Source organism: Vibrio sp. ABH4_348, from assembly GCF_056159765.1.
Genome location: NZ_JBSWVW010000001.1, coordinates 26,392 through 47,403, shown reverse-complemented (window position 1 = coordinate 47,403; position 21,012 = coordinate 26,392). Strand labels below are relative to the sequence as shown.

Below are 21,012 nucleotides of genomic sequence, written 5' to 3'. Positions count from 1 at the left end.
AGTATATCTAGTCAGTAAGTCATTGCAATGACGAGATTTATTTAGCTTGCCAGAGTTTGAGCTATCACTACTCCTACAAACAAAAGATTAGTCAACATTGAGCATTTCACCACTATTGGCATCATTGGTGCTATGTTTGCAGGCTTGGGGGCTACCCATATGTCTTTGCCGTGTTTGAACAGTAAAATGGTGCTCAGTAGAAACGGTAAACTGATCACCAATGCGACAGGTTGAGCCAGTAAATAAACCGCGAAAGCACATAGCGCGCCGAGCAGTAGCGCAAGGTGATACAGTTTGGCTCTGCGGATTCCCAACCTTACCGCTACGGTTCTTTTACCGCATTGCGCATCGTTTTCTATATCTCGTAAGTTGTTGACGTTTAATACGGCAACCGCCAGTAACCCGCATCCAATCGCAGGCCAAGTCAGTGACCAATCCAGTTGACCAGTCTGCAGGAAGTAACTCCCCATTACGCCTAACAAGCCAAAGAACAGAAATACGGAGACATCCCCCAACCCAACATAACCATAAGGTTTGTTACCCATGGTATACGCGATAGCGGCAGCAATAGCCAAAACGCCAAGCCCTAGGAAAGCTAAAACATTTTGTAATCCAGATACGGCGTAAAAGACCAAAAATAAACCTGAAAAAATTGTCAGTACCACATTAATGATAATGGCTCGTTTCATGTCTGTAAGACTCACTTGTCCAGACTGAATAGCACGTGCAGGCCCCAATCTTTTAGCGTTATCGGTTCCCTTAACCGCATCACCATAATCATTCGCTAGATTAGATAAGATTTGTAGCAGAGTCGCGGTAACCAGCGCCAGAAAAGCGACCACCAAATTAAAACTATTGTTGCTGAACGCTAAAGTACTGCCCGTCAAAATGGATACGACGGCGAGGGGTAAGGTTTTAGGTCTGGCTGCACTTAGCCATGTATGAAGTGTTGTTTTCATGACTTTATCCTATCTAAGCTTTTGCGCTTAGAGTTTGTGGCAAGTCATGTTTTTGGCAAAGAACCGTTATGCCTGTACAGACATTAAAAAAGGCCGCAATGCGACCTTTCGAATTCAATCATAATCTCGACGATTCGCGATTATTTTACGCGTCCCACGTATTCTGCAGTACGAGTATCTACCTTGATCACTTCACCAATTGCGATGAAAAGAGGAACACGAACCACGGCGCCAGTAGATAGCGTTGCTGGCTTACCACCAGTACCCTGAGTATCACCTTTAAGACCAGGGTCAGTTTCCGTTACTTCCAATTCTACAAAGTTTGGTGGTGTTACCACGATAGGGTTACCGTTCCAAAGCGTTAACATACAAGTGTTGTTTTCAACTAACCACTTCGCATTCTCGCCTACGGCTTTTTCATCGGCAGCGATTTGCTCGAAGGTTTCGCTGTTCATGAAGTGGAAAAATTCACCGTCGTTGTACAAGTAGTCTAGATCGATATCCATTACGTCAGCTTTCTCTACAGAGTCGCCAGACTTAAAGGTTTTTTCTAGAACTTTACCTGAAAGCAGTTTACGGATCTTAACGCGGTTAAACGCTTGACCTTTACCGGGCTTAACATACTCGTTTTCGAGAATGACACACGGCTCATTATCAAGCATAATTTTAAGACCGCCTTTGAATTCATTCGTGCTTACAGAAGCCATTTTTTCCTCTTTACCAATCTTCGAGTTAAATTAATGTCGCACATCATAACCCGAAACTTTGCGTCTGTTGAGCAAAACTGGCTCACTCAACTAGCGAATGGGATCTCGGACCCCGAAAAACTATTGAAAACGCTAGAGATAGATCCTGAGCCGTTTCGAAAAGGCTTTGAAGCTCGGAAGCTGTTTGCGCAGCGGGTTCCTTTGAGCTTTGTTGAACGCATGGAAAAAGGCAACCCTAACGATCCATTGCTACAGCAAGTGCTGCCACTGCAGTCAGAGTTTTTCTCGCCCGATGGCTATAGCGCGGATCCGCTACTTGAACAAGATAACCCCAATCCGGGTCTACTGCACAAATACAAAAACCGGGTACTACTAATTCTTAAAGGCGGTTGTGCGATTAATTGTCGCTACTGTTTCCGTCGCCACTTTCCCTATCAAGAAAATAAAGGCAACAAAACCACCTGGCAAAAAAACCTTGAGTACATTGCTGAGCACGCTGAATTGAATGAAGTTATTTTGTCAGGCGGTGACCCTCTGATGGCCAAAGATCAAGAGCTGCAATGGTTAATCGAGCGAATTGAGAAAATACCACATATCAAACGATTGAGAATTCATACTCGTTTACCTGTGGTGATTCCCGCGCGAGTTACCGATGAGTTGTGTCAGTTATTTCGAACCACTCGCTTGCAAGTGGTCATGGTCACACACATTAACCATGCCAATGAAATCAATCACCAACTGGCATTTGCATTGCAAAGACTCAAACAAGCAAACGTGACTTTGCTTAACCAGTCGGTGTTATTAAAAGGAATTAATGACAGCTCCGCATTGCAAATAGATTTAGTCGAAAAGCTGTACGATTCAGGTGTACAGCCTTATTATTTGCACGTACTAGATAAGGTCCATGGGGCCAGTCATTTCTTCGTTTCGGACCAAGAGGCCAAAGCCATTATGCGGGGGCTGATTGCATCTGTATCAGGTTACTTAGTGCCGAAACTGACACGAGAAATTGGTGGTAGGCCAAGTAAAACACCGCTAGATTTGAATCTCGAATAAACGCTTCAGCTACAAGTTTTACTGGCTATTACAGATACAAAAAAACCACCCGTAGGTGGTTTTTTAGTGCGTTAGAACTTAGAAAAGCTCGTCTGCCACTTGGTACAAGTCTGTGCGACATGGACGCTTCATATTCTCGATTGCGTCGATAATATCGTGGTGAACTAACTCTTCTTTCACGATACCCACACAACGACCGCCATGGCCTTCTAGTAGAAGATGTACCGCGTAGTTACCCATACGTGACGCCAGCACTCGGTCAAACGCAGTTGGGCGACCGCCACGCTGGATGTGCCCCAATACTGTTGCACGAGTCTCACGACCTGTCGCGTCTTCGATTTCTTTTGCAAGATCATTAGCATCCATCATCAGCTCAGTTAATGCGATGATGGCGTGTTTTTTACCTTTGTTGATGCCGTCTTGAATATTGGCAATTAACTTCTCTTTGTCTAAGCCAGTTTCTGGGGTGATCATGTATTCACAACCACCAGCAATTGCCGACATTAGAGTCAAATCACCGCAATGACGGCCCATGATTTCAACAATAGAAATACGTTGGTGAGAAGAAGAAGTATCGCGCAAACGGTCGATCGCGTCGATGACTGTATTCAATGCCGTTAAGTAACCGATTGTGTAGTCTGTACCTGCGATATCATTATCAATCGTGCCAGGTAGACCAATACAAGGGTAACCCATTTCAGTTAGCTTCTTCGCACCCATGTACGAACCATCACCACCGATTACCACAAGGGCATCAATACCGTGACGCTTGAGGTTTTCAATAGCTTTCTCACGTACTTCTACGTTGCGAAACTCAGGGAAACGCGCTGAGCCTAGAAAGGTGCCACCTTTATTAATGACATCGGAAACACTTGAACGGTCAAGTTTTTCAATTCGGTCTTCGTAAAGACCCAAGTAACCATCGTAAACACCAAAGACTTCCAATCCCTTTGAAAGTGCGGTGCGAACTACGCCACGTACTGCCGCGTTCATGCCTGGGGCATCACCACCACTTGTCAAAACACCGATTTTTTTAATCATGCTCACCCTCAACCTTTGGGAACCAATTTTCAAATTTTGTGTTAGACGCTTTCAGCGTTCAACTTGAACTGTAGTAATTGTGCGCTATGTTACCGTGCTACATTAAGATTACTACTGTTATCTGATCTGATTTATGTAAGTTTTCTACTTATGTAAGAGTATTACAGCTTTCTATGACGACTTTGTTGATACATGTCAGTATCGTTCAAAAATCTGTTTACTGCCGCTAACAAGCCAATGCTTACTACCATGGGTGCGCTTTCTGATCACTTTCACTATTAAAAACAACAGAGTATGGATCTTGGTGAATCAAAATGTCTGCGTCCGGGAACGCTTCTAGCAATCGGTGCTCGACCTTATCGGAAATATCATGAGCTTCAATCAATGGCATGTCGTCCCTGAGTTCAAGGTGAAGTTGAATAAATCGCACCGGACCTGACATACGAGTGCGAAGTTGATGTACACCCAACACGCCTTCTACCGACATACATTGGCTGCGTATCTGCACTAATTCTTCTTCTGGTAATTGTCTGTCCAGCAATGTTTGCGTCGCTTCCATAACCATTTGGTAGGCGCTGTATAAAATATAGATCCCAATGCCAACCGCAAATACCGCATCCGCTTGGCCTAACCCATACCAGCTCAATCCCAACGCCACCATAATGGCAATATTCATATACAAGTCGGTTTGATAATGCAGGGAATCTGCAGCGATAGCTTGGCTGCCGGTTTTTTTCACCACGTACTTTTGGTACGACACAAGCGCGAAGGTCATGGCCATTGCAAAGCCACTGACGTAAATACCAAGTTCGGGTTCGTTGAGTTCATGAGGTCGGAAAAAGCGATCAACACCATTTAGAATCAGAAATAGCGCAGAGCCTGAGATGAACATGGACTGAGCAAGCGCGGCCAAAGATTCCGCTTTACCGTGCCCAAAACGGTGTTCTTCATCCGCGGGTTGTAATGAATAACGCACGACAACAAGGTTAACTAGGGACGCGGCTATATCTAACGTTGAATCAATAAGAGAGGCAAGCAAGCTAACGGAACCCGTGGTCCACCAAGCACCAATTTTTGCTATAAGTAGGATGGAGGCAACCGCAGTCGCCATCCAAGCGGCAAGAGAAACCAATCGTGCGTATTCAGCTTTCATAGAGTGAACAGAATGTGAGCCTTGTTGCCCAGTATATACTCAACAGTGGGTGATAGTTAACCTTGCCAGCCAATGGTGCAAACAAATAAGGGGCTAATGCCCCCTATGAATAATTTGTTACTAGCTATCTGAACTACGCCCTTTTCCGCGTTTACCCTTGCCGCATTTCCCATCGTTTAGCTCAAAATACTGGGTTTTCTGCTCAGGCGTTAACACACTCAACATTTGATGTTGCTGCGACATGCGTTCTACTTGCTGCTGGATGCGTGAAGATTGCATTTGCTCGATCAAAGCAATGGCGGCTTGCTCATCAAAGTTATCCGCGCTAAGTAAACCTTGCATTTGAGTACGATACTCACTTTCCGCACCACTCTTAGTGTCACCTTGCTCATTTTTCATGGCTGCTCGTTTAGATTCACGCAAGTCATTCAGTTGTTGTTTTTGCTGTTCCGACAGGGATAGTTTGTCGAACACATCCGAACTACAGCGACCATTTGAATTGCTTTCTTGTGCTAGCGAAATTCCTGCTGTTGTCACTAGTGGAAGTGCTACTGCAATCGCTATCAGTGTTTTTTTAATGTTCATTATTGTGCCCTTTTGTTGTTAATCAAGCTGGTATGGAAATCATAAGAGCTGGGATGTAAAGCAACGTCGCGGCAAGGTAAAGTTATGTAAAGCACGGACGAATTAAGGCTAACCATTCGTAAAACAAGGTAATATTATTAGAAGTAGCAATCGTTAAATGGTTACCACTATGCCAAATGTTTTGTTAATTGATGATGACGTAGAGCTGGCGCAACTTCTTTCTGAGCTATTGAGCTTTGAAGGATTTACCGTTGACCATGCAGAGCATGGGGCACTTGGCTTAGAGAAACTCAACTCCGACACCGACATTGTACTGCTCGATGTCATGATGCCTGTACTCAATGGCATGGATACACTAAAAAAGATCCGCGAGCATTGGCAGATCCCGGTGATCATGTTGACCGCAAAAGGGGACGAAATCGACCGAGTTCTCGGTCTTGAATTGGGCGCAGATGACTACTTACCCAAACCGTTTAGCGATAGGGAACTCCTAGCCCGAATGAGAGCGGTGTTAAGAAGAACAACCCCCACTGACCCAGTACCCGCTGTGGAGATTGAACACCAAGGATTATTGCTGCATCTAGGACGCCAAGAAGCCTATTTTCAGCAGACAATAATTGAATTAACCAGCGCAGAGTTTCAGCTTCTGCAATTTTTCATGGAAAATCCAGGCAAGATTCTCAGTAAAAAAGACATCAGTTTGCAGGTACTTGGCAAGCAGTTAACTGCTTTTGACAGAGCGGTCGACGTTCATGTTTCTAACTTGCGTAAAAAACTGCCTGATCGTCCTGACGGACGACCGCATATCAAAACGTTGCGAGGGCGTGGTTACCTTCTGGTGGAAGACTAATGATTTCGAAAAAAATGAAAAAATGGTTACCACGTTGGTCTAGTTTGTACGGACAAATCTTTGCCATTTTTTGGTTAACCTTATTACTGGTTTTATGGGCGGTGGTGTCGCTGCCCAACTTCGATCCAAGGGTGAGTCGAGAGTTAACGAGTAAACAGCTCAACCTCTACCAACATCACGTCAAGACAATAGAGCAAACTGCGACCCGAGCTGAGCGTATTAGCAATGTGTTAAAACAAGTAAGCCAACATGAGGACTTTTCCAATCAAACCAGAATCGTCATCAGCGATCAGTTCGGTAATGTTTGGAACAACCGAAAGCGAAATAACGGCAATGATCAAGCGCGTGCCCTAACCCACTTCCTCAACGACGATAATCCGCCAACAATTCGCCAGAAGCAATACGGTCCATCTCTTCTTGTCGGTCCGTTTCCCGCCACTATTGCCAATCAATCGGTATGGCTCACCTTTATTCATAAAGTCCCTCCAACTCCGCCTTTTTTCATTAGGCTATTGGACCAGCCTTGGGTGTTACTGGTCGCAACCATGTTAGTAAGCACACCATTGCTATTGTTGCTCGCATACCGCTTGAGCCTTCCAGCGCAGCGATTTCAACGAGCCAGCGAGCAAGTAAAGACAGGTAAATTTGAACTCATTCCCGAGCTGGAAACGGGTACCCGTGAATTTCGTCAAGCCGGAGAAAGCTTTAATCAAATGGTGCTCTCCATCGACGGTACCTTTAAAGCACAACAACAATTACTGTCTGATGTATCCCATGAACTGCGCTCTCCATTAACCCGCATCAAAATGGCGGCAGCATTAGCAAAGCGCAAACACGGTGACAACGATGAAATCGCGCGTATCGAGAAAGAAGCCGATACCTTAGAGAGCATGATTCAAGACCTATTAACCATGACCCGCTTGAACCAAGACAACAACAATCTAAAGCACATCCTGTCCGCTGAAACTATCTGGCGTACAGTGCTGGATGATGCGCAATTTGAGACCACAGAGCTGGGTAAGCAATTTACCCTCTCCCAGATTCCAGACTGTCAGTTGTACGCCAATAAATCTTTACTCGCTTCTGCACTGGAAAATGTAATCCGAAATGCCATTCGCTATGCCAAGCACAGTGTAGAAGTAACCCTACTTGTAAAATCTCAATGTTTGCACATTGAGATTAAAGATGATGGACCCGGCGTGCCATCAGAGGAATTAGACAAAATTAGTCGCCCCTTTTACCGCATATCCCAATCCAGAAATCGTTCTAGTGGTGGTGCAGGGCTTGGTTTAGCCATAACGCGCAATGCAATACAGCAACATCAAGGCTCAATGACCATAGAAAACCATCCAGTCAGTGGATTAGTGGTTAAGCTCGTGTTGCCACTTCCGTCGGAATTAGAAAAGAAATAAAGACCACACAAAGATTATTGTTGCAAACGAAAATCATTATCAATACAGTTTATTCCTCACACAAGGAGGAATGAACATGTCACATACTTTTCCAGAACTGCCATACGGTTACGACGAACTAGCACCATATATAGACGCAAAAACCATGGAAGTTCACTACAGCAAGCACCACAGAACCTATTTCGACAAATTTACCGCCGCTATTAAAGGTACTGACTTAGAAAACAGTTCGCTAGAAGATATCTTTGCAAATATCTCCAAACACAGCCCAGCAGTACGCAACAACGGTGGTGGCTTTTACAACCACATCGTTTACTGGAACTGCATGTCTCCAAACGGTGGTGGTGAGCCTACAGGCGCTTTAGGCGAAGCAATCAACAAAACCTTCGGCTCATTTGAAGCATTTAAAGAAGAGTTTACACAAGCCGCTATTAACACCTTTGGTTCTGGCTTTGCGTGGCTAGTGGTTAAAAATGGCGAACTTGCTATTGCATCAACCCCAAATCAAGACAACCCGCTAATGGACGTCGCTGCAGTTCAGGGTGAACCTGTACTAGCTCTTGATGTCTGGGAACACGCTTACTACATCAGCTACCAGAACCGTCGTCCAGAATACATTGACGCATGGTGGAACGTAGTAAACTGGGATGCGGTTTCTGAGAGCTACGCGAAAGCGATCGCTTAATACCTAACCGAAGTTCTATTACCAAGCCGATACCTCACGTATCGGCTTTTTTGTTTAAAAGTTTCTCAATAGATCTTACGCGACTCGTCTACGCAAAGAATTGTTAGGTATACTGTCAGCAACTTAGATAACTTTGAATTCATCATGTTTGACATTGCTTTGTACGAGCCAGAAATCGCTCCAAATACCGGTAACATTATTCGACTGTGCGCTAACTGCGGCGCCAACCTGCACCTGATCGAACCGTTGGGCTTTGATCTTGAAGAGAAAAAAGTTCGTCGCGCAGGTTTGGATTATCACGATTTAGCTCGTGTTACTCGTCATGCGAACTATCAAGCTTTTGTTGATTACCTAACAGAGAAACACGGTAAAGCACCACGAATTTTTCCGTGTACGACAAAAACCAAGGGACATCATGTCGACGTCAGTTTCCAACAGGGCGATGTTTTGTTGTTTGGTCCGGAAACTCGCGGATTACCCTCTGAATTAATCGAAAGCTTTCCCATGGAGCAGCGTATTCGAATTCCAATGTTGCCTGAAGCTCGAAGCTTGAACCTGTCAAATGCCGTAGCAATCATTGCTTTTGAAGCTTGGCGACAAATGGGATTTGAGGGCGCAGTATAGCGCCCGCTATAGACAAAAAACGGCGAAAATCGCCGTTTTAAAACTCTGCTGGCTCTCCAATTAAGACCAGCTGACTAGTTCAACCTATCTCGGTCTTCATCCTTACGCTCAAATTCACCTTCAAACGTCTGACCATCATCTTGACCAAACGGGTTTCTTTGGTGCGGATTATGTGTTCCAAAGCCTTGATGATTAAAGGATCCAGTAAAACTGCTGTTGGTCGTTGCTTTTACCTTAACTTTTTCCATCAATAGCTTAGCAATCACAGCTCGCGGGGCTGGGAGCAAAACCGTCATGCCTAAGGCATCTGTCATGAAACCTGGCGTCAGTAACAACACTCCTGATACGGCTAGCATCACTCCTTCAATAATTTGTTGAGCGGGTAATTCACCTTGTTGCAATTTGCTTTGGACTGTAAGTAAGGTTTGAATACCCTGACTACGCACCAATGACGCACCAACAAATGCAGTCAGTAAAACTAATCCAATAGTTGGCCAAAGACCAAGCCAGTCGCCCACCTGCACAAAAAGCGCGATTTCAATAATGGGAACGACGATAAAAAGTGTAAGTAATACTGGGAACACAGTGCCTCCTTTGTTGTAGCCACAGTAATCAAGACGTCATAGAAGTGCAAGTCTGAGAAAGATCCCACGCCCATCCATATGTAATTATTTGTATAAAGTTAATTCCTCTTCTAACTTTAACATCAGGCTTAAAAATAATCGGGGTTGTTGCGTGCAACGCTTGCTATGGGCGACATTGAGAATTACCAGTGTCTGGGTTTGCTTGACTCTGATTGTTATTGCCGTCACCTTTTATGTCAGTCACAGGGCAAACGAACATGCCTTGTCCCAACTTGTTTCTGAAAAAAGTCAATGGCTGACATACGTAGACCAACGCTCTGCAACCCTGCGAGAAAAAATTCACCATAACTTTTTTGAAATTGCCCATTCGGATTTGCTGCTCGACTACGCTCGCTTTCGAGAAGATTTGCTGAAGCTTTATCTAGAAAAACAATGGGCATTAATTTCTGTCAATTCCGAGCTCTTTTATCAACTGAGGTTTGTTGATAGCCAAGGTCATGAACGAATCCGTGTTGATTACAAAACAGGCATGGACAAACCTTATATAGTTCCCACTGAGCATTTACAGAACAAAGCCAACCGAGACTATTTTGAGTATGCCACGACACTACCTTCACACACTCTGGGTCGATTTGGCCTAGACCTTGAAATCGAACGTGGTCGCCCAGTTATCCCTTACCTGCCAGCCTACCGGATGATCTACCCAATCGAGGATGATACCCAGCGCTACGGCTACTTTATTGCTAATTTGAACGTCCTCGCAATTGTAAAATTAGTGACCCAAGCACAGTCTAATTCGCCCATTTTTTTGGTCGACAACGAAGGCTACTACCGCGCTAGCCAAGATAACCAACGTTTGATGGGCCACCTGATTCCAGACCGAGCTCACTACAACATACAAGTAGAGGCCCCCGGTCTCTGGGAGCAGCTGAAGAAAGACGACATGTCGTCAGGCTACTCGATACAACCATCAGGACTCTATATCTATAAACGATATCAAGGTTCTGTGTTTGATGGCGAAGAGACTCAACTGTTGTTAACCCAAGTTAGCAACGAAGAAATAGAACAAACTCTGCACAGCGCTACAATCGATATTTACCAAGATGCCTTAATCGTTTGGCTACTGTGCGGGGTAGTCAGTGCATTTATAGCCAACTATTGGGAATTTTTAGACCGTAAGCAAACAGATAGTCGATTTGCCCAACTGTCCATGTCAGGAGGAATCGGTGTCGTATTGACCGACAAACGGTTTAGAATACGTCGTGTGAATCTTTCTTTTTGTGAAATGACAGGATTAGAAATCGCACAGTTAAAAGGTCAGTTATTGCAGAAATTACTCAACAGTAACCCAGAGAACACGGCTCAATTTGAACAACTGACGGATAAAGAAAAATGGGAAGGCGAGTTTATACTCGAAAATAAAGAACAATCTCAGCTCATTTGTAAAACTCAAAGCCAATTGGTCAGCAAAAAGTTCTATCTAGGGTCGGAGTACGTTTTCTTCTTTACCGATATCACGGATCAACACGAACAGATCAAAATGCTCTCCGACCAAGCCGAACGAGATCCGTTTACCAAGTTATGGAACAAGCGTAAATTCCACGAGTTACTTGAACATTTCACGGTGTTGCATCAAAGATACATTAATCAACCGCTGAGTAGTCTGGCTATTGTAGACATAGATAATTTCAAGCAAGTCAACGATAGCTATGGACATCAAGTAGGCGACAAACTGATTCTCGATGTTGCTGAGAAAATGAAAAAGCTACTTAGAGAAACCGATTTTATTGGCCGAGTGGGCGGAGACGAGTTTGCTGTAATTATTCAACACACTCATCCAGATAAAGCCGCATTGTTAATGAATCGGGTTTGTAGCGCGATTGAATCCTCTCACAATTACAACATCACCATTAGTGTTGGCATTGCTCAAGTATGCCAGAATGCAGAATTTACCTACGCCAATGCAGACGAAGCACTGTACCGATCCAAAGCGAAAGGCAAAAACTGCGTCACCATACATGGCAAAGAAAAGCTGCGCATCGTGACTTAGCAGAATTCTTTCCTGAAACACTTAGGCTAGACATGGCTAACCGACAAATTTCGGGCATCATGAAACCAATTGACTGATCGCAAGGTCTTATTCAGTTAGAATCTGACTACCTACTCAAAGCTTTGTCTATTATGCGTTCCGTAATTTGGTTGTTTATCTCGACTCTTTTGTACTCGTTGTCTGCATCGGCGTTCACCGATAACAACAACTTTGCCAATAATTCATTGGATAATACACCTAAGTTTCTACCCGTCGACGAAGCATTTCCGCTTGACTGGCGCGTCGAACAACAGAACCTAATAGTCGAATGGTTTACCTATCCCGGGTACTACCTATACCAAAACCGAATGACGGTTGAAGGGGTTAATGTTGAAATAGGAGAATGGGCACTTCCTGAGGGGAAACCCTACCAAGATGAATTTTTTGGTGAAGTGACCATCTATCAAGAAGCGGTAAAGCTCTCCATTCCCATTCTTTCTGCAGGTTCCAATCCACAAGTTAAAGTTTCTTATCAAGGCTGTGCAGAAGCCGGGTTTTGCTACCCTCCTGAGACAAGAACCTTGGACTTAGCAGGTCTAGTCAATTCGATAGATACTGCGCCCCCTCCAACCAAAACCCAGCAAACAGATACAGGCTTAGCCAATCAATCAAAAGAGCAAAGCTTTGCTAGCCAAATTGCTGAGCAATCATGGGCACCGTTAGTGTTTTTGCTGTTGGGAGTGGGCCTTGCTTTTACGCCATGTGTTTTACCTATGTACCCTATCCTAACGAGTATCCTGTTAGGTGGTAAAACACTCTCGCGCGGCCGGACGTTTTACCTGGCATTTATCTATGTGCAAGGTATGGCTTTGACTTATACCCTGCTTGGTTTGATTGTCGCTTCACTGGGTGTGCAATTTCAGGCAATGCTGCAACATCCTTACGTACTTATCACATTAAGTACGTTATTCGTCCTACTCGCACTTTCCATGTTTGGAGCCTACACGCTGCAATTGCCTTCTAGTGTGCAAACTTGGTTGAATCAATTGAGTGATCAACAAAAAGGCGGTAGCAGCGTCGGTGTATTTACGATGGGCGCCATATCAGGATTGGTATGCTCACCTTGCACGACAGCGCCGTTATCTGGGGTATTACTGTTTGTCGCGCAAAGTGGTGATTTAGTCACAGGTGGTATCACTCTGTACGCATTGGCATTGGGGATGGGCATTCCACTGATCGCAGCCGGGGTATTTGGTCAACAACTGTTGCCAAAAGCCGGGCCTTGGATGATCAAAGTAAAAGTGCTGTTTGGATTCTTACTGCTCACCGCACCGCTATTTTTTCTAGAGAGACTACTTCCCGAATACTGGATAACGCCAATGTGGGGAGCCTTAGGAGTGGCTGCTTTTGGTTGGCTGTATTACAGCAAAAAAGACTTTGAATTTGGATCTTGGAAACAAAGTGCGGTTGGTATTATCGCCATGCTCGGAATCGTGGCATCCAGCCAACCTAGCATTTCAATGTGGATGAATTCCAGCCAGAACGATGAGAAAAAACACGTAAGCTTTATTCAAGTTGATACCCTATCTGAGCTAAATGCTCAATTAGCTCAGGCAAAGTCTCAAAACAAACCAGTCATGTTTGATCTCTATGCCGACTGGTGTGTGGCTTGTAAAGAATTCGAAAAATACACATTCAGTGATCCTAAGGTCGCACAGTCCCTTGACCAATTCACCTTGCTGCAGATTGACGTTACCAAAAACCTACCAGAACACTTTGATGTTATGGGTGAGTACCAGGTATTGGGGTTACCAACCATTCTTTTCTGGGATCAAAACGGTAACCTTCAAGAGCAATTACGCATTACTGGATTTGTTGAAGCAGAGCCCTTTTTCCAGCATCTGCAACCTCTGTTACCTTCAAGCTAATGCTTTACCAACTGCATTAACAAACGTGCTACAAATCCCTTTGTAGCACGCCATCACGCCTTGTAAATCAAGACAATCACCAAAAGTCAGCACGCTGAAATCTAAGAATTTTTGCCGTATTGCGCTCTTCTTTCACATTTTTTAAATAAATGTTGCTGAACTGCACAGCTTTCATTGTTGAAAACGTCATCAAATGATAAAAATTAAGGGTTAATTGCTGCCGAAATGAAGTGTCATGGAATCGACCTACAACATAATCATTGCCGACGATCACCCACTATTCCGGAATGCACTGTTTCAGTCCGTTCATATGGCAATCAGTGGTGCCAATTTGCTGGAAGCGGACTCCCTCTCGGCGCTGCTTTCACTGCTAGAAAAAGAGCCGGATGTAGATTTGATCTTGTTAGATCTAAAAATGCCGGGCGCAAATGGTATGTCTGGTCTGATCCAACTGCGCGCTGAATACCCAGATCTCCCAATAGTTGTCATTTCTGCCAGTGAAGAATCCAGTGTCGTTACCCAAGTAAAAACACACGGCGCATTTGGATTCATTCCAAAATCGAGTGATATGCGTGAGTTGGTTTCTGCTCTCAATCAAGTACTCAAAGGTGAACCTTTCTTCCCAGAAGGTCTGATTAGCGACAACGCTGCTTGTAATGAATTGGCAGAAAAAATTGCAGCGCTCACGCCACAGCAATATAAAGTTTTAGGAATGTTGTCGGACGGCTTGCTGAATAAGCAAATTGCTTACGAGTTGAACGTATCGGAAGCAACCATCAAAGCCCATATGACCGCAATCTTTAGAAAGCTTGGCGTCAAAAACCGGACACAAGCTGTCATTCTGCTACAACAAATGGAAGCGGAGTCGTAAGACTCCGTTTTCTTTTCTAACACCCAAAATTCTTCAAATTTCTTGTCTTATTCTCTTAGACCTTTGGCTAAGTTAACACATTGTTAACATCACAAAACCTCCAACTTTTGCCATACAGCCCCGGTTTTTAAGGGTTTTCCTATATATACACCCCGACTAAAGTACAAAAGAGTTCTGGTCAAGTCATTGCTATTGTTCATCATGAAACATTTTGTTAACAACACTACTTCGTAAGGAGACGGCAATGGCGTTTGAAAGTCAGGAACGAGCCAAAGCCTACTGGGACAAAAACGTCAAACTAATGATCACTTTGATGGTGATTTGGTTTGTTGTGTCTTTTGGCTGTGGCATTTTATTTGTCGATGCACTTAACCAAATCCAATTGGGTGGTTATAAGCTCGGCTTCTGGTTTGCTCAACAAGGTTCAATTTATGCCTTCCTAGGCATCATTTTCTACTACGCGTGGAAGATGCGTCAGATTGACCGCGAATTTGGCGTAGATGAGTAAGGAGTCACGCAAATGGATTTAAAAACGATAACCTACTTGGTGGTTGGAGCAACGTTCTTGCTCTACATCGGTATCGCAATATGGGCTCGCGCAGGCTCAACCAAAGAGTTCTACGTAGCAGGTGGTGGTGTTAACCCAATCGCTAACGGTATGGCGACTGCCGCGGACTGGATGTCAGCCGCATCGTTCATTTCTATGGCAGGTCTAATTGCCTTCATGGGATACGGCGGTTCAGTATTCCTAATGGGCTGGACTGGTGGTTATGTACTACTAGCACTACTTTTAGCACCTTACCTACGTAAGTTTGGTAAATTTACGGTTCCTGAATTCGTTGGTGAGCGTTTCTACTCAAATACAGCGCGTATCGTTGCCGTTGTTTGTTTGATTATTGCGTCAGTCACTTACGTTATCGGCCAGATGAAAGGTGTTGGTGTTGCATTCGGTCGCTTCCTAGAAGTTGATTACGCAACTGGCCTTGGCATTGGTATGTGTATCGTATTCATTTACGCTGTAATGGGCGGAATGAAAGGCATTACCTATACTCAGATTGCTCAATACTGTGTACTCATTCTTGCCTACACTATTCCAGCAGTATTTATCTCTCTACAGCTAACTGGCAACCCACTTCCACAAATTGGTCTTGGTAGCACCATGGCTGGCACTGACGTCTATCTTTTGGACAGACTTGACCAAGTGGTGACGGAACTCGGATTTACCGAATATACGACGGCAGTCCGAGGCGACACATTGAACATGTTCGTTTACACCATGTCGCTAATGATCGGTACTGCGGGTCTACCACACGTAATCATCCGTTTCTTCACTGTACCTAAAGTACGTGATGCTCGTACTTCTGCGGGTTGGGCTCTAGTATTTATCGCTATCCTATACACAACTGCACCAGCAGTGGCCGCGATGGCACGTCTAAACCTAATGGATACCGTAAACCTACCTTCTGGTGACAACCTAGTTTACGACGAACGTCCGGCTTGGTTTAAGAACTGGGAAACAACAGGTCTACTAGGTTTCGAAGACAAAAATGGCGACGGTAAAGTTCAATACACCTCTAGCGCAGAAACCAATGAGCTTCGTGTAGACCGTGACATCATGGTTCTAGCGAACCCTGAAATTGCTAAGCTACCTAACTGGGTTATCGCATTGGTTGCAGCTGGTGGTCTAGCCGCCGCACTATCAACCGCTGCGGGTCTACTATTGGCAATATCCTCGGCCATCTCGCATGACTTGATAAAAGGGGTAATCAATCCAAATATTTCCGAACAGAAGGAATTGCTCGCGAGCCGGATATCCATGGCGGTGGCAATTGCAGTGGCGGGTTATCTCGGATTGAACCCACCTGGCTTTGCCGCCGGTACCGTAGCCTTGGCATTCGGATTGGCCGCATCTTCTATCTTCCCGGCACTGATGATGGGTATCTTCTCGAAGAACATCAACAAAGAAGGTGCTATCGCAGGTATGATCGCAGGTATCAGTATCACACTATTCTACGTATTCCAGCACAAAGGCATCCTATTCGTTGCTGACTGGAAATACTTAGAAAGCTGGGGTAGCAACTGGTTCCTAGGTATTGAGCCAAACGCATTTGGTGCAATCGGTGCAGTATTTAACTTCGCAGTGGCAATCGTAGTATCGAAAGTAACTGCAGAAACTCCACAAGAAGTAAAAGATTTGGTTGAACACGTACGTGTACCAGCGGGTGCAGGTGAAGCTCAATCACACTAATTACCTTAAGTCCTAACTCAAGCCCCTTCGGGGGCTTTTTTCTTGGACAAACTCCTGTATTTTAAGACCTCTCAAAGTAACAATGTGTTGGTAGCAACATTGAAAAAAGCCTAAGCTTTTAGAAAATTTTGTAATAATCGCCAGTCTATTGAACAACGCTTTTATCGAGTTTACTTCAAAGCTAACTTGTTACTTACCGAGATTAATTCAAGCCCTATAAGTTGTCGCAAGGATGTCCGCATGTTTAAGAACAAGCATTTAATCGTCGCTCTGCTTGTCGCGCCCGTTTTATCAATTATTGCCTATTTTGGTATTGATATCGCGGTCAGTGAAAAGCCCCATGCAGCCAAAGAAGGCGCCACCTACAAACTCGTCAGTAAATCAAATTGTCGCTACACCAGTGGGCTGTGTAATATGGAAAACGGCAATTTCAAAGTGCAATTTCGCTCTGAAAACTTAACGGAAGATCAATTAGAACTCAGCTTAAAATCTGACTTCCCTTTGCAAGGCATTAAAGTATCTTTGGTCGAAAGCCAAGACAGCAATGGCTCGCCGATTGCCATGACCAGTACCAGCGATACATTAACGAATTGGGCGATTACACTTCCGGCCCCAACTTCTGAAGAAAACTGGTTACGTGTGGTGATTCAATCTGAAGACACCATGTATTACGGTGATACGCAAACCATGTTCGTCAAATACGAAACCTTGACCACAAACTAGTTCATTAACACCTTTACACGATGCGATTAGAAAAGGGCCATAACGGCCTTTTTAGGTTTTGCTGTTACGGCAGTGAACTATTTACTGTTTTACTTGATTCAAAATTGCTCTGAGTTTTAATGGCTTAACCGGCTTGGCAATAAACGAGAAACCATTAGAACTAATTCCATCCATCATATCTTGCGTACGGTCTGCGCTGATCATTACCCCTTTGAAGGAGTCACCTAAGCGCAACTTGCATTGCTGAAGAACTTCTAAACCCGTTCGGCCATTATCAAGACGGTAGTCAGACAAAATGACATCGGGCTGCCAATGTTCATCGATGTGTTTGAGGCTATTTACTAGATCGATCGCCACGCGAACATCACAGCCCCAGCGTGACAATAGCTGCTCCATTCCAACTAAGATATCCGGTTCATTGTCGACACAAAGCACTCGAATCCCACTCACATCTGAGGTTGGTGTGGGTACTGTCACAGTCACTGGCTGAATGTCTTCTTGGGTAGCTTGTGACAGCTCAATGGAAAAGACGCTCCCTTTACCGGGCCAAGAACGCATCGATATTTGATGACCGAGAACTTGTGCGATACCTTTAGATATTGCCAACCCTAAACCCAAACCTTGGTCAGCGCGAACTTGGTTACCTCGATTAAACTCTTCAAAGATTTCCTGCTGTTTGTCTTCATCGATACCCATGCCGTTATCCCATACTTGGATACACGCACGGTTCCCCACACGACGCACCCCGAGTACCACCCCACCATTTGGGCTGTATCTAAATGCGTTGGTTAAAAAATTCTGTATTACTCGACGAAGTAATTTGGGATCGGATTGAACCAGCAATGAACTAGGCACTGTAGAGAATTGAATGCCTTGTTGATTTGCCAACGCGGAGAATTCGGCATCAAGATTGGTTAATACATCACTGATTTTGAAAGCATGAACATTGATTTCCAATTTCCCAGATTCAAGTCGAGAAATATCCAGTAAATCGCCAATCAATTCTTCTGCAGCGCCCAAGGCGCTCTCAATGTGATGTGACAGTTTTTTACTTTGATCATCCTCTGCGACTTCAGATAGTGAAGAAGCAAATAAACGAGCCGCATTAAGTGGCTGCATTAAGTCATGACTGACCGCTGCTAAGAATCGTGATTTGGATTGCGATTCGCGCTCTGATCGTTGAGTAGCAGTGACCAACTGTTTATTCAGTTGCTCTAGCTCACGAGTCCTGGTTTGTACTCGTTCCTCTAACGTCTCATTGGCTTCTTTTAGTGCCTGTTCAGCATCTCTAAATACTGTGATGTCAGTGAAGCTCATAACAAAACCACCACCGGGCATAGGATTTCCCTGAACTTCAATCACTCGCCCGTCCGGCCTTACGCGAGAGGAGGTATGTCTTGTCCCCTGCTCTAAGTGATAAATACGCCGCCTAACATGCTCTTCGGGATCTCCCGGACCACATAAACCTTGCTGAGCGTTGTGGCGAATGACATCGGCTATGGGTCGACCCACCTGAATCAATCCAGGAGGAAAGGTAAAGAGCTCCAGATAACGCTGATTCCACGCCACCAGCCTAAGTTGCTTGTCGACAACCGCAATACCTTGGCCAATATGCTCAATCGCACCTTGCAACAGACCACGGCTAAAATCATACAGCTCAGAGGCTTCATCAACGATGGTCGCCACTTCTTCCAACTTCATGTTTCTGCCCTGCAAGGCAGAAGTAAGTACCAACTTAGCGGAGGATGCGCCAAATACGCCCGCCAATACACGCTCAGTATGGCGTATCAAACTGGCCGGCGCTTGTTGGTTAGGCAGTAAGGTTTCTCTTTGCTGACTCCAGTAATTATTGAATGCGGTTTTTACCCTCGGTCGGCCAACGAAGCGAGATGCCAGCATTTCCAGCTCCGCCACCGTCACTCGGCTTTGGTACAGGCTCATGTTTTCGCTTTCAGGAAGCGGAGTGCCCACAAAAGATGCAGACTGCAAGCGCTCACTCAAGCTGGCGCGGGTAAATAGAGAGACTACAACAAAACACAGTGAATTCAGGGCCAGCGCCAAAAACATGCCCCAGTCTGATGGTTTGATTTCAAGATGGGCCAAAACATCAGGAGGCGTGATCACCCAAAGCAAGAAATTGGACTCAGCGTCACCCGCCAAAATATTCGTTTGGCTCATTAAGGTGATCAACCAAATGGTAAAGCCGATAGCAAGCCCGACGTAAACACCTTTCCGGTTGGCATTACGCCAATACAGACCACCAAGTAACGCAGGAGCAAACTGAGTAATGGCAGAGAAGCTCAAGAAACCAATCGCAGAAAGTGAGTGAATACTTCCTAACACTTGGTAGAAACCCCAAGCTCCCAGTATCAGTAGCAAAATTAATGCTCGTCGAATTACGACTAAGGTACCTGAAATATGTCGATGATCTCGATGTGACAATTTCATACGTCTTAGTAGTAACGGCATGACCAAGTCATTCGAGACCATAATGGCTAGCGCAATAGTGGAAACGATCACCATGCCACTGGCAGCAGATGTACCACCTAAAAAAGCAATCAGTGCCATGTTAGAAGCATCAAACGCCATAGGCAGGCTAATCACATAAGTATCTGCCGAAACGTTCGGCAACAATCCTTGTCCAGCCCATGAGATAGGCAGAACAAATAAACTCATCAATACCAAATAGAGCGGGAATAACCAGCGCGCGGTATGCAAATCTTGAGGCTTTTCATTTTCCACCACCATAGTGTGAAACTGGCGAGGTAAACAAATGATGGCAAACATGGTGAGCGTTGTTTGAATCAATAACGTCGGCCAATGTGGGTCCTGATACGTCGCTTGAATAGATTCAGAAAAGCTGAAGTCTTCTAGACTAAGCGCAACAAAAACGATAAACACACCGACTAATAAAAACGCCACCAGCTTGACGATAGATTCAAAGGCTATTGCCATCATCATACCGCGATGGTGTTCGGTGTTATCAATATGTCGCGTACCAAAAAGCATGGTGAACACAGCAAGAGCCAACACCACAAACAAAGAGATATCAAAGCCATCATCGACGGCTTGCTGCGTCAGTTCAGGGGAAATGATTTCTAACCCCATGGTGATACCGCGCAGCTGTAACGCGATGTACGGTAGTATCCCGATCACGGCTATCAAGGTAATCACAACCGCCAAACCCTGAGACTTTCCGTAACGCGCAGCAATAAAATCAGCAATTGAGGTGATATGTTCTCGTTTGGCTACCAGAATTAGCCGAGCCAACACTCGCCAAAACAGAGTAAAAACAATAATAGGAGCGAGATAGATGGGAATAAACGACCAAGGGTTGCTGCTCGCCTGACCCACCGTTCCATAAAAGGTCCACGAGGTACAGTACACAGCAATCGATAAGCTATAGATCCATGGTCGCCACTTGGCTAACCATTGACTACGATTGTCACCATACCAAGCGATAAAAAAGAGCGCGCCCAAATACAGCAACGAAACTGGAACGACTATCCAACCTTGCATTTGTTTTCCCTAACAATAAAGCCTCTCGAATGAGAGGC

General features: G+C 44.8%; 18 protein-coding genes. 11 read left to right on the top strand and 7 right to left on the bottom strand.

The window, feature by feature from the left end:
* Positions 1-41: 41 nt before the first annotated feature.
* Together ACXAFJ_RS00210 and efp are read right to left on the bottom strand one after the other, a co-directional pair.
* Complete coding sequence (locus ACXAFJ_RS00210; protein ID WP_475320622.1) at positions 42-959, bottom strand: 1,4-dihydroxy-2-naphthoate polyprenyltransferase; 918 nt, start codon at positions 957-959, stop codon at positions 42-44.
* Between the two features lie 140 nt (positions 960-1,099).
* Entirely contained in the window at positions 1,100-1,666 is a 567-nt protein-coding gene (efp, locus tag ACXAFJ_RS00205) for an elongation factor P (protein WP_475320620.1), read from the bottom strand.
* Between the two features lie 33 nt (positions 1,667-1,699).
* Between efp and epmB the strand changes: the two genes are divergently transcribed.
* Positions 1,700-2,722 carry an EF-P beta-lysylation protein EpmB gene (gene epmB, locus ACXAFJ_RS00200; protein WP_475320619.1) on the top strand — a complete coding sequence of 341 codons (1,023 nt, stop codon included), beginning with the start codon at positions 1,700-1,702 and terminating at the stop codon, positions 2,720-2,722.
* A 78-nt stretch (positions 2,723-2,800) separates the two neighbouring features.
* Here epmB and pfkA read toward each other — a convergent pair whose 3' ends face one another.
* The 3 genes from pfkA to ACXAFJ_RS00185 form a co-directional block, all read right to left on the bottom strand.
* Entirely contained in the window at positions 2,801-3,763 is a 963-nt protein-coding gene (gene pfkA, locus ACXAFJ_RS00195; protein ID WP_475320618.1) for a 6-phosphofructokinase, read from the bottom strand.
* A 244-nt stretch (positions 3,764-4,007) separates the two neighbouring features.
* Complete coding sequence (fieF, locus tag ACXAFJ_RS00190) at positions 4,008-4,916, bottom strand: CDF family cation-efflux transporter FieF (RefSeq protein WP_475320617.1); 909 nt, start codon at positions 4,914-4,916, stop codon at positions 4,008-4,010.
* 120 nt (positions 4,917-5,036) lie between these two features.
* On the bottom strand, positions 5,037-5,501 hold the full coding sequence (locus tag ACXAFJ_RS00185; RefSeq protein WP_475320615.1) for a Spy/CpxP family protein refolding chaperone: 465 nt from the start codon (positions 5,499-5,501) through the stop codon (positions 5,037-5,039).
* Between the two features lie 169 nt (positions 5,502-5,670).
* Here ACXAFJ_RS00185 and ACXAFJ_RS00180 point away from each other — a divergent pair, with 169 nt between their 5' ends.
* From ACXAFJ_RS00180 to ACXAFJ_RS00165, 4 genes are all read left to right on the top strand, one after another.
* Positions 5,671-6,351 (top strand): response regulator, encoded by a 681-nt coding sequence (locus ACXAFJ_RS00180; protein ID WP_475320613.1) that lies wholly within the window; start codon positions 5,671-5,673, stop codon positions 6,349-6,351.
* Positions 6,351-7,763 carry an envelope stress sensor histidine kinase CpxA gene (gene cpxA, locus ACXAFJ_RS00175; RefSeq protein ID WP_475320611.1) on the top strand — a complete coding sequence of 471 codons (1,413 nt, stop codon included), beginning with the start codon at positions 6,351-6,353 and terminating at the stop codon, positions 7,761-7,763. Before ACXAFJ_RS00180 ends, cpxA begins: the two co-directional genes overlap by 1 nt.
* A 76-nt stretch (positions 7,764-7,839) precedes the next feature.
* Positions 7,840-8,448, top strand: a complete 609-nt coding sequence (locus ACXAFJ_RS00170; protein ID WP_475320609.1) for a superoxide dismutase — start codon at positions 7,840-7,842, stop codon at positions 8,446-8,448.
* Between the two features lie 144 nt (positions 8,449-8,592).
* A complete protein-coding gene (locus ACXAFJ_RS00165; RefSeq protein ID WP_475320608.1) occupies positions 8,593-9,072 on the top strand; it encodes a tRNA (cytidine(34)-2'-O)-methyltransferase in 480 nt (159 codons plus the stop codon).
* 74 nt (positions 9,073-9,146) lie between these two features.
* Here ACXAFJ_RS00165 and ACXAFJ_RS00160 read toward each other — a convergent pair whose 3' ends face one another.
* Complete coding sequence (locus ACXAFJ_RS00160; protein WP_475320606.1) at positions 9,147-9,656, bottom strand: FxsA family protein; 510 nt, start codon at positions 9,654-9,656, stop codon at positions 9,147-9,149.
* Between the two features lie 151 nt (positions 9,657-9,807).
* On the opposite strand from ACXAFJ_RS00160, the gene ACXAFJ_RS00155 reads away from it, so the two are divergent.
* The 6 genes from ACXAFJ_RS00155 (at position 9,808) to ACXAFJ_RS00130 (ending at position 17,455) form a co-directional block, all read left to right on the top strand.
* On the top strand, positions 9,808-11,706 hold the full coding sequence (locus tag ACXAFJ_RS00155) for a diguanylate cyclase (protein ID WP_475320605.1): 1,899 nt from the start codon (positions 9,808-9,810) through the stop codon (positions 11,704-11,706).
* 131 nt (positions 11,707-11,837) lie between these two features.
* Positions 11,838-13,613 carry a protein-disulfide reductase DsbD gene (locus ACXAFJ_RS00150; protein ID WP_475320604.1) on the top strand — a complete coding sequence of 592 codons (1,776 nt, stop codon included), beginning with the start codon at positions 11,838-11,840 and terminating at the stop codon, positions 13,611-13,613.
* Positions 13,614-13,848: 235 nt separating this feature from the next.
* Positions 13,849-14,484, top strand: coding sequence for a response regulator (locus ACXAFJ_RS00145; RefSeq protein WP_475320602.1), 636 nt, complete (start codon positions 13,849-13,851; stop codon positions 14,482-14,484).
* A 244-nt stretch (positions 14,485-14,728) separates the two neighbouring features.
* A complete protein-coding gene (locus ACXAFJ_RS00140; RefSeq protein ID WP_475320600.1) occupies positions 14,729-14,992 on the top strand; it encodes a DUF4212 domain-containing protein in 264 nt (87 codons plus the stop codon).
* 12 nt (positions 14,993-15,004) lie between these two features.
* The gene (locus ACXAFJ_RS00135) at positions 15,005-16,732 is read left to right on the top strand and encodes a sodium:solute symporter family protein (protein ID WP_475320599.1); all 1,728 of its coding nucleotides are present in this window, start codon (positions 15,005-15,007) and stop codon (positions 16,730-16,732) included.
* A 240-nt stretch (positions 16,733-16,972) separates the two neighbouring features.
* The gene (locus ACXAFJ_RS00130; protein WP_475320598.1) at positions 16,973-17,455 is read left to right on the top strand and encodes a hypothetical protein; all 483 of its coding nucleotides are present in this window, start codon (positions 16,973-16,975) and stop codon (positions 17,453-17,455) included.
* Positions 17,456-17,536: 81 nt separating this feature from the next.
* Here ACXAFJ_RS00130 and ACXAFJ_RS00125 read toward each other — a convergent pair whose 3' ends face one another.
* Positions 17,537-20,974 (bottom strand): hybrid sensor histidine kinase/response regulator, encoded by a 3,438-nt coding sequence (locus tag ACXAFJ_RS00125; protein WP_475320596.1) that lies wholly within the window; start codon positions 20,972-20,974, stop codon positions 17,537-17,539.
* Between the last annotated feature and the right edge of the window lie 38 nt (positions 20,975-21,012).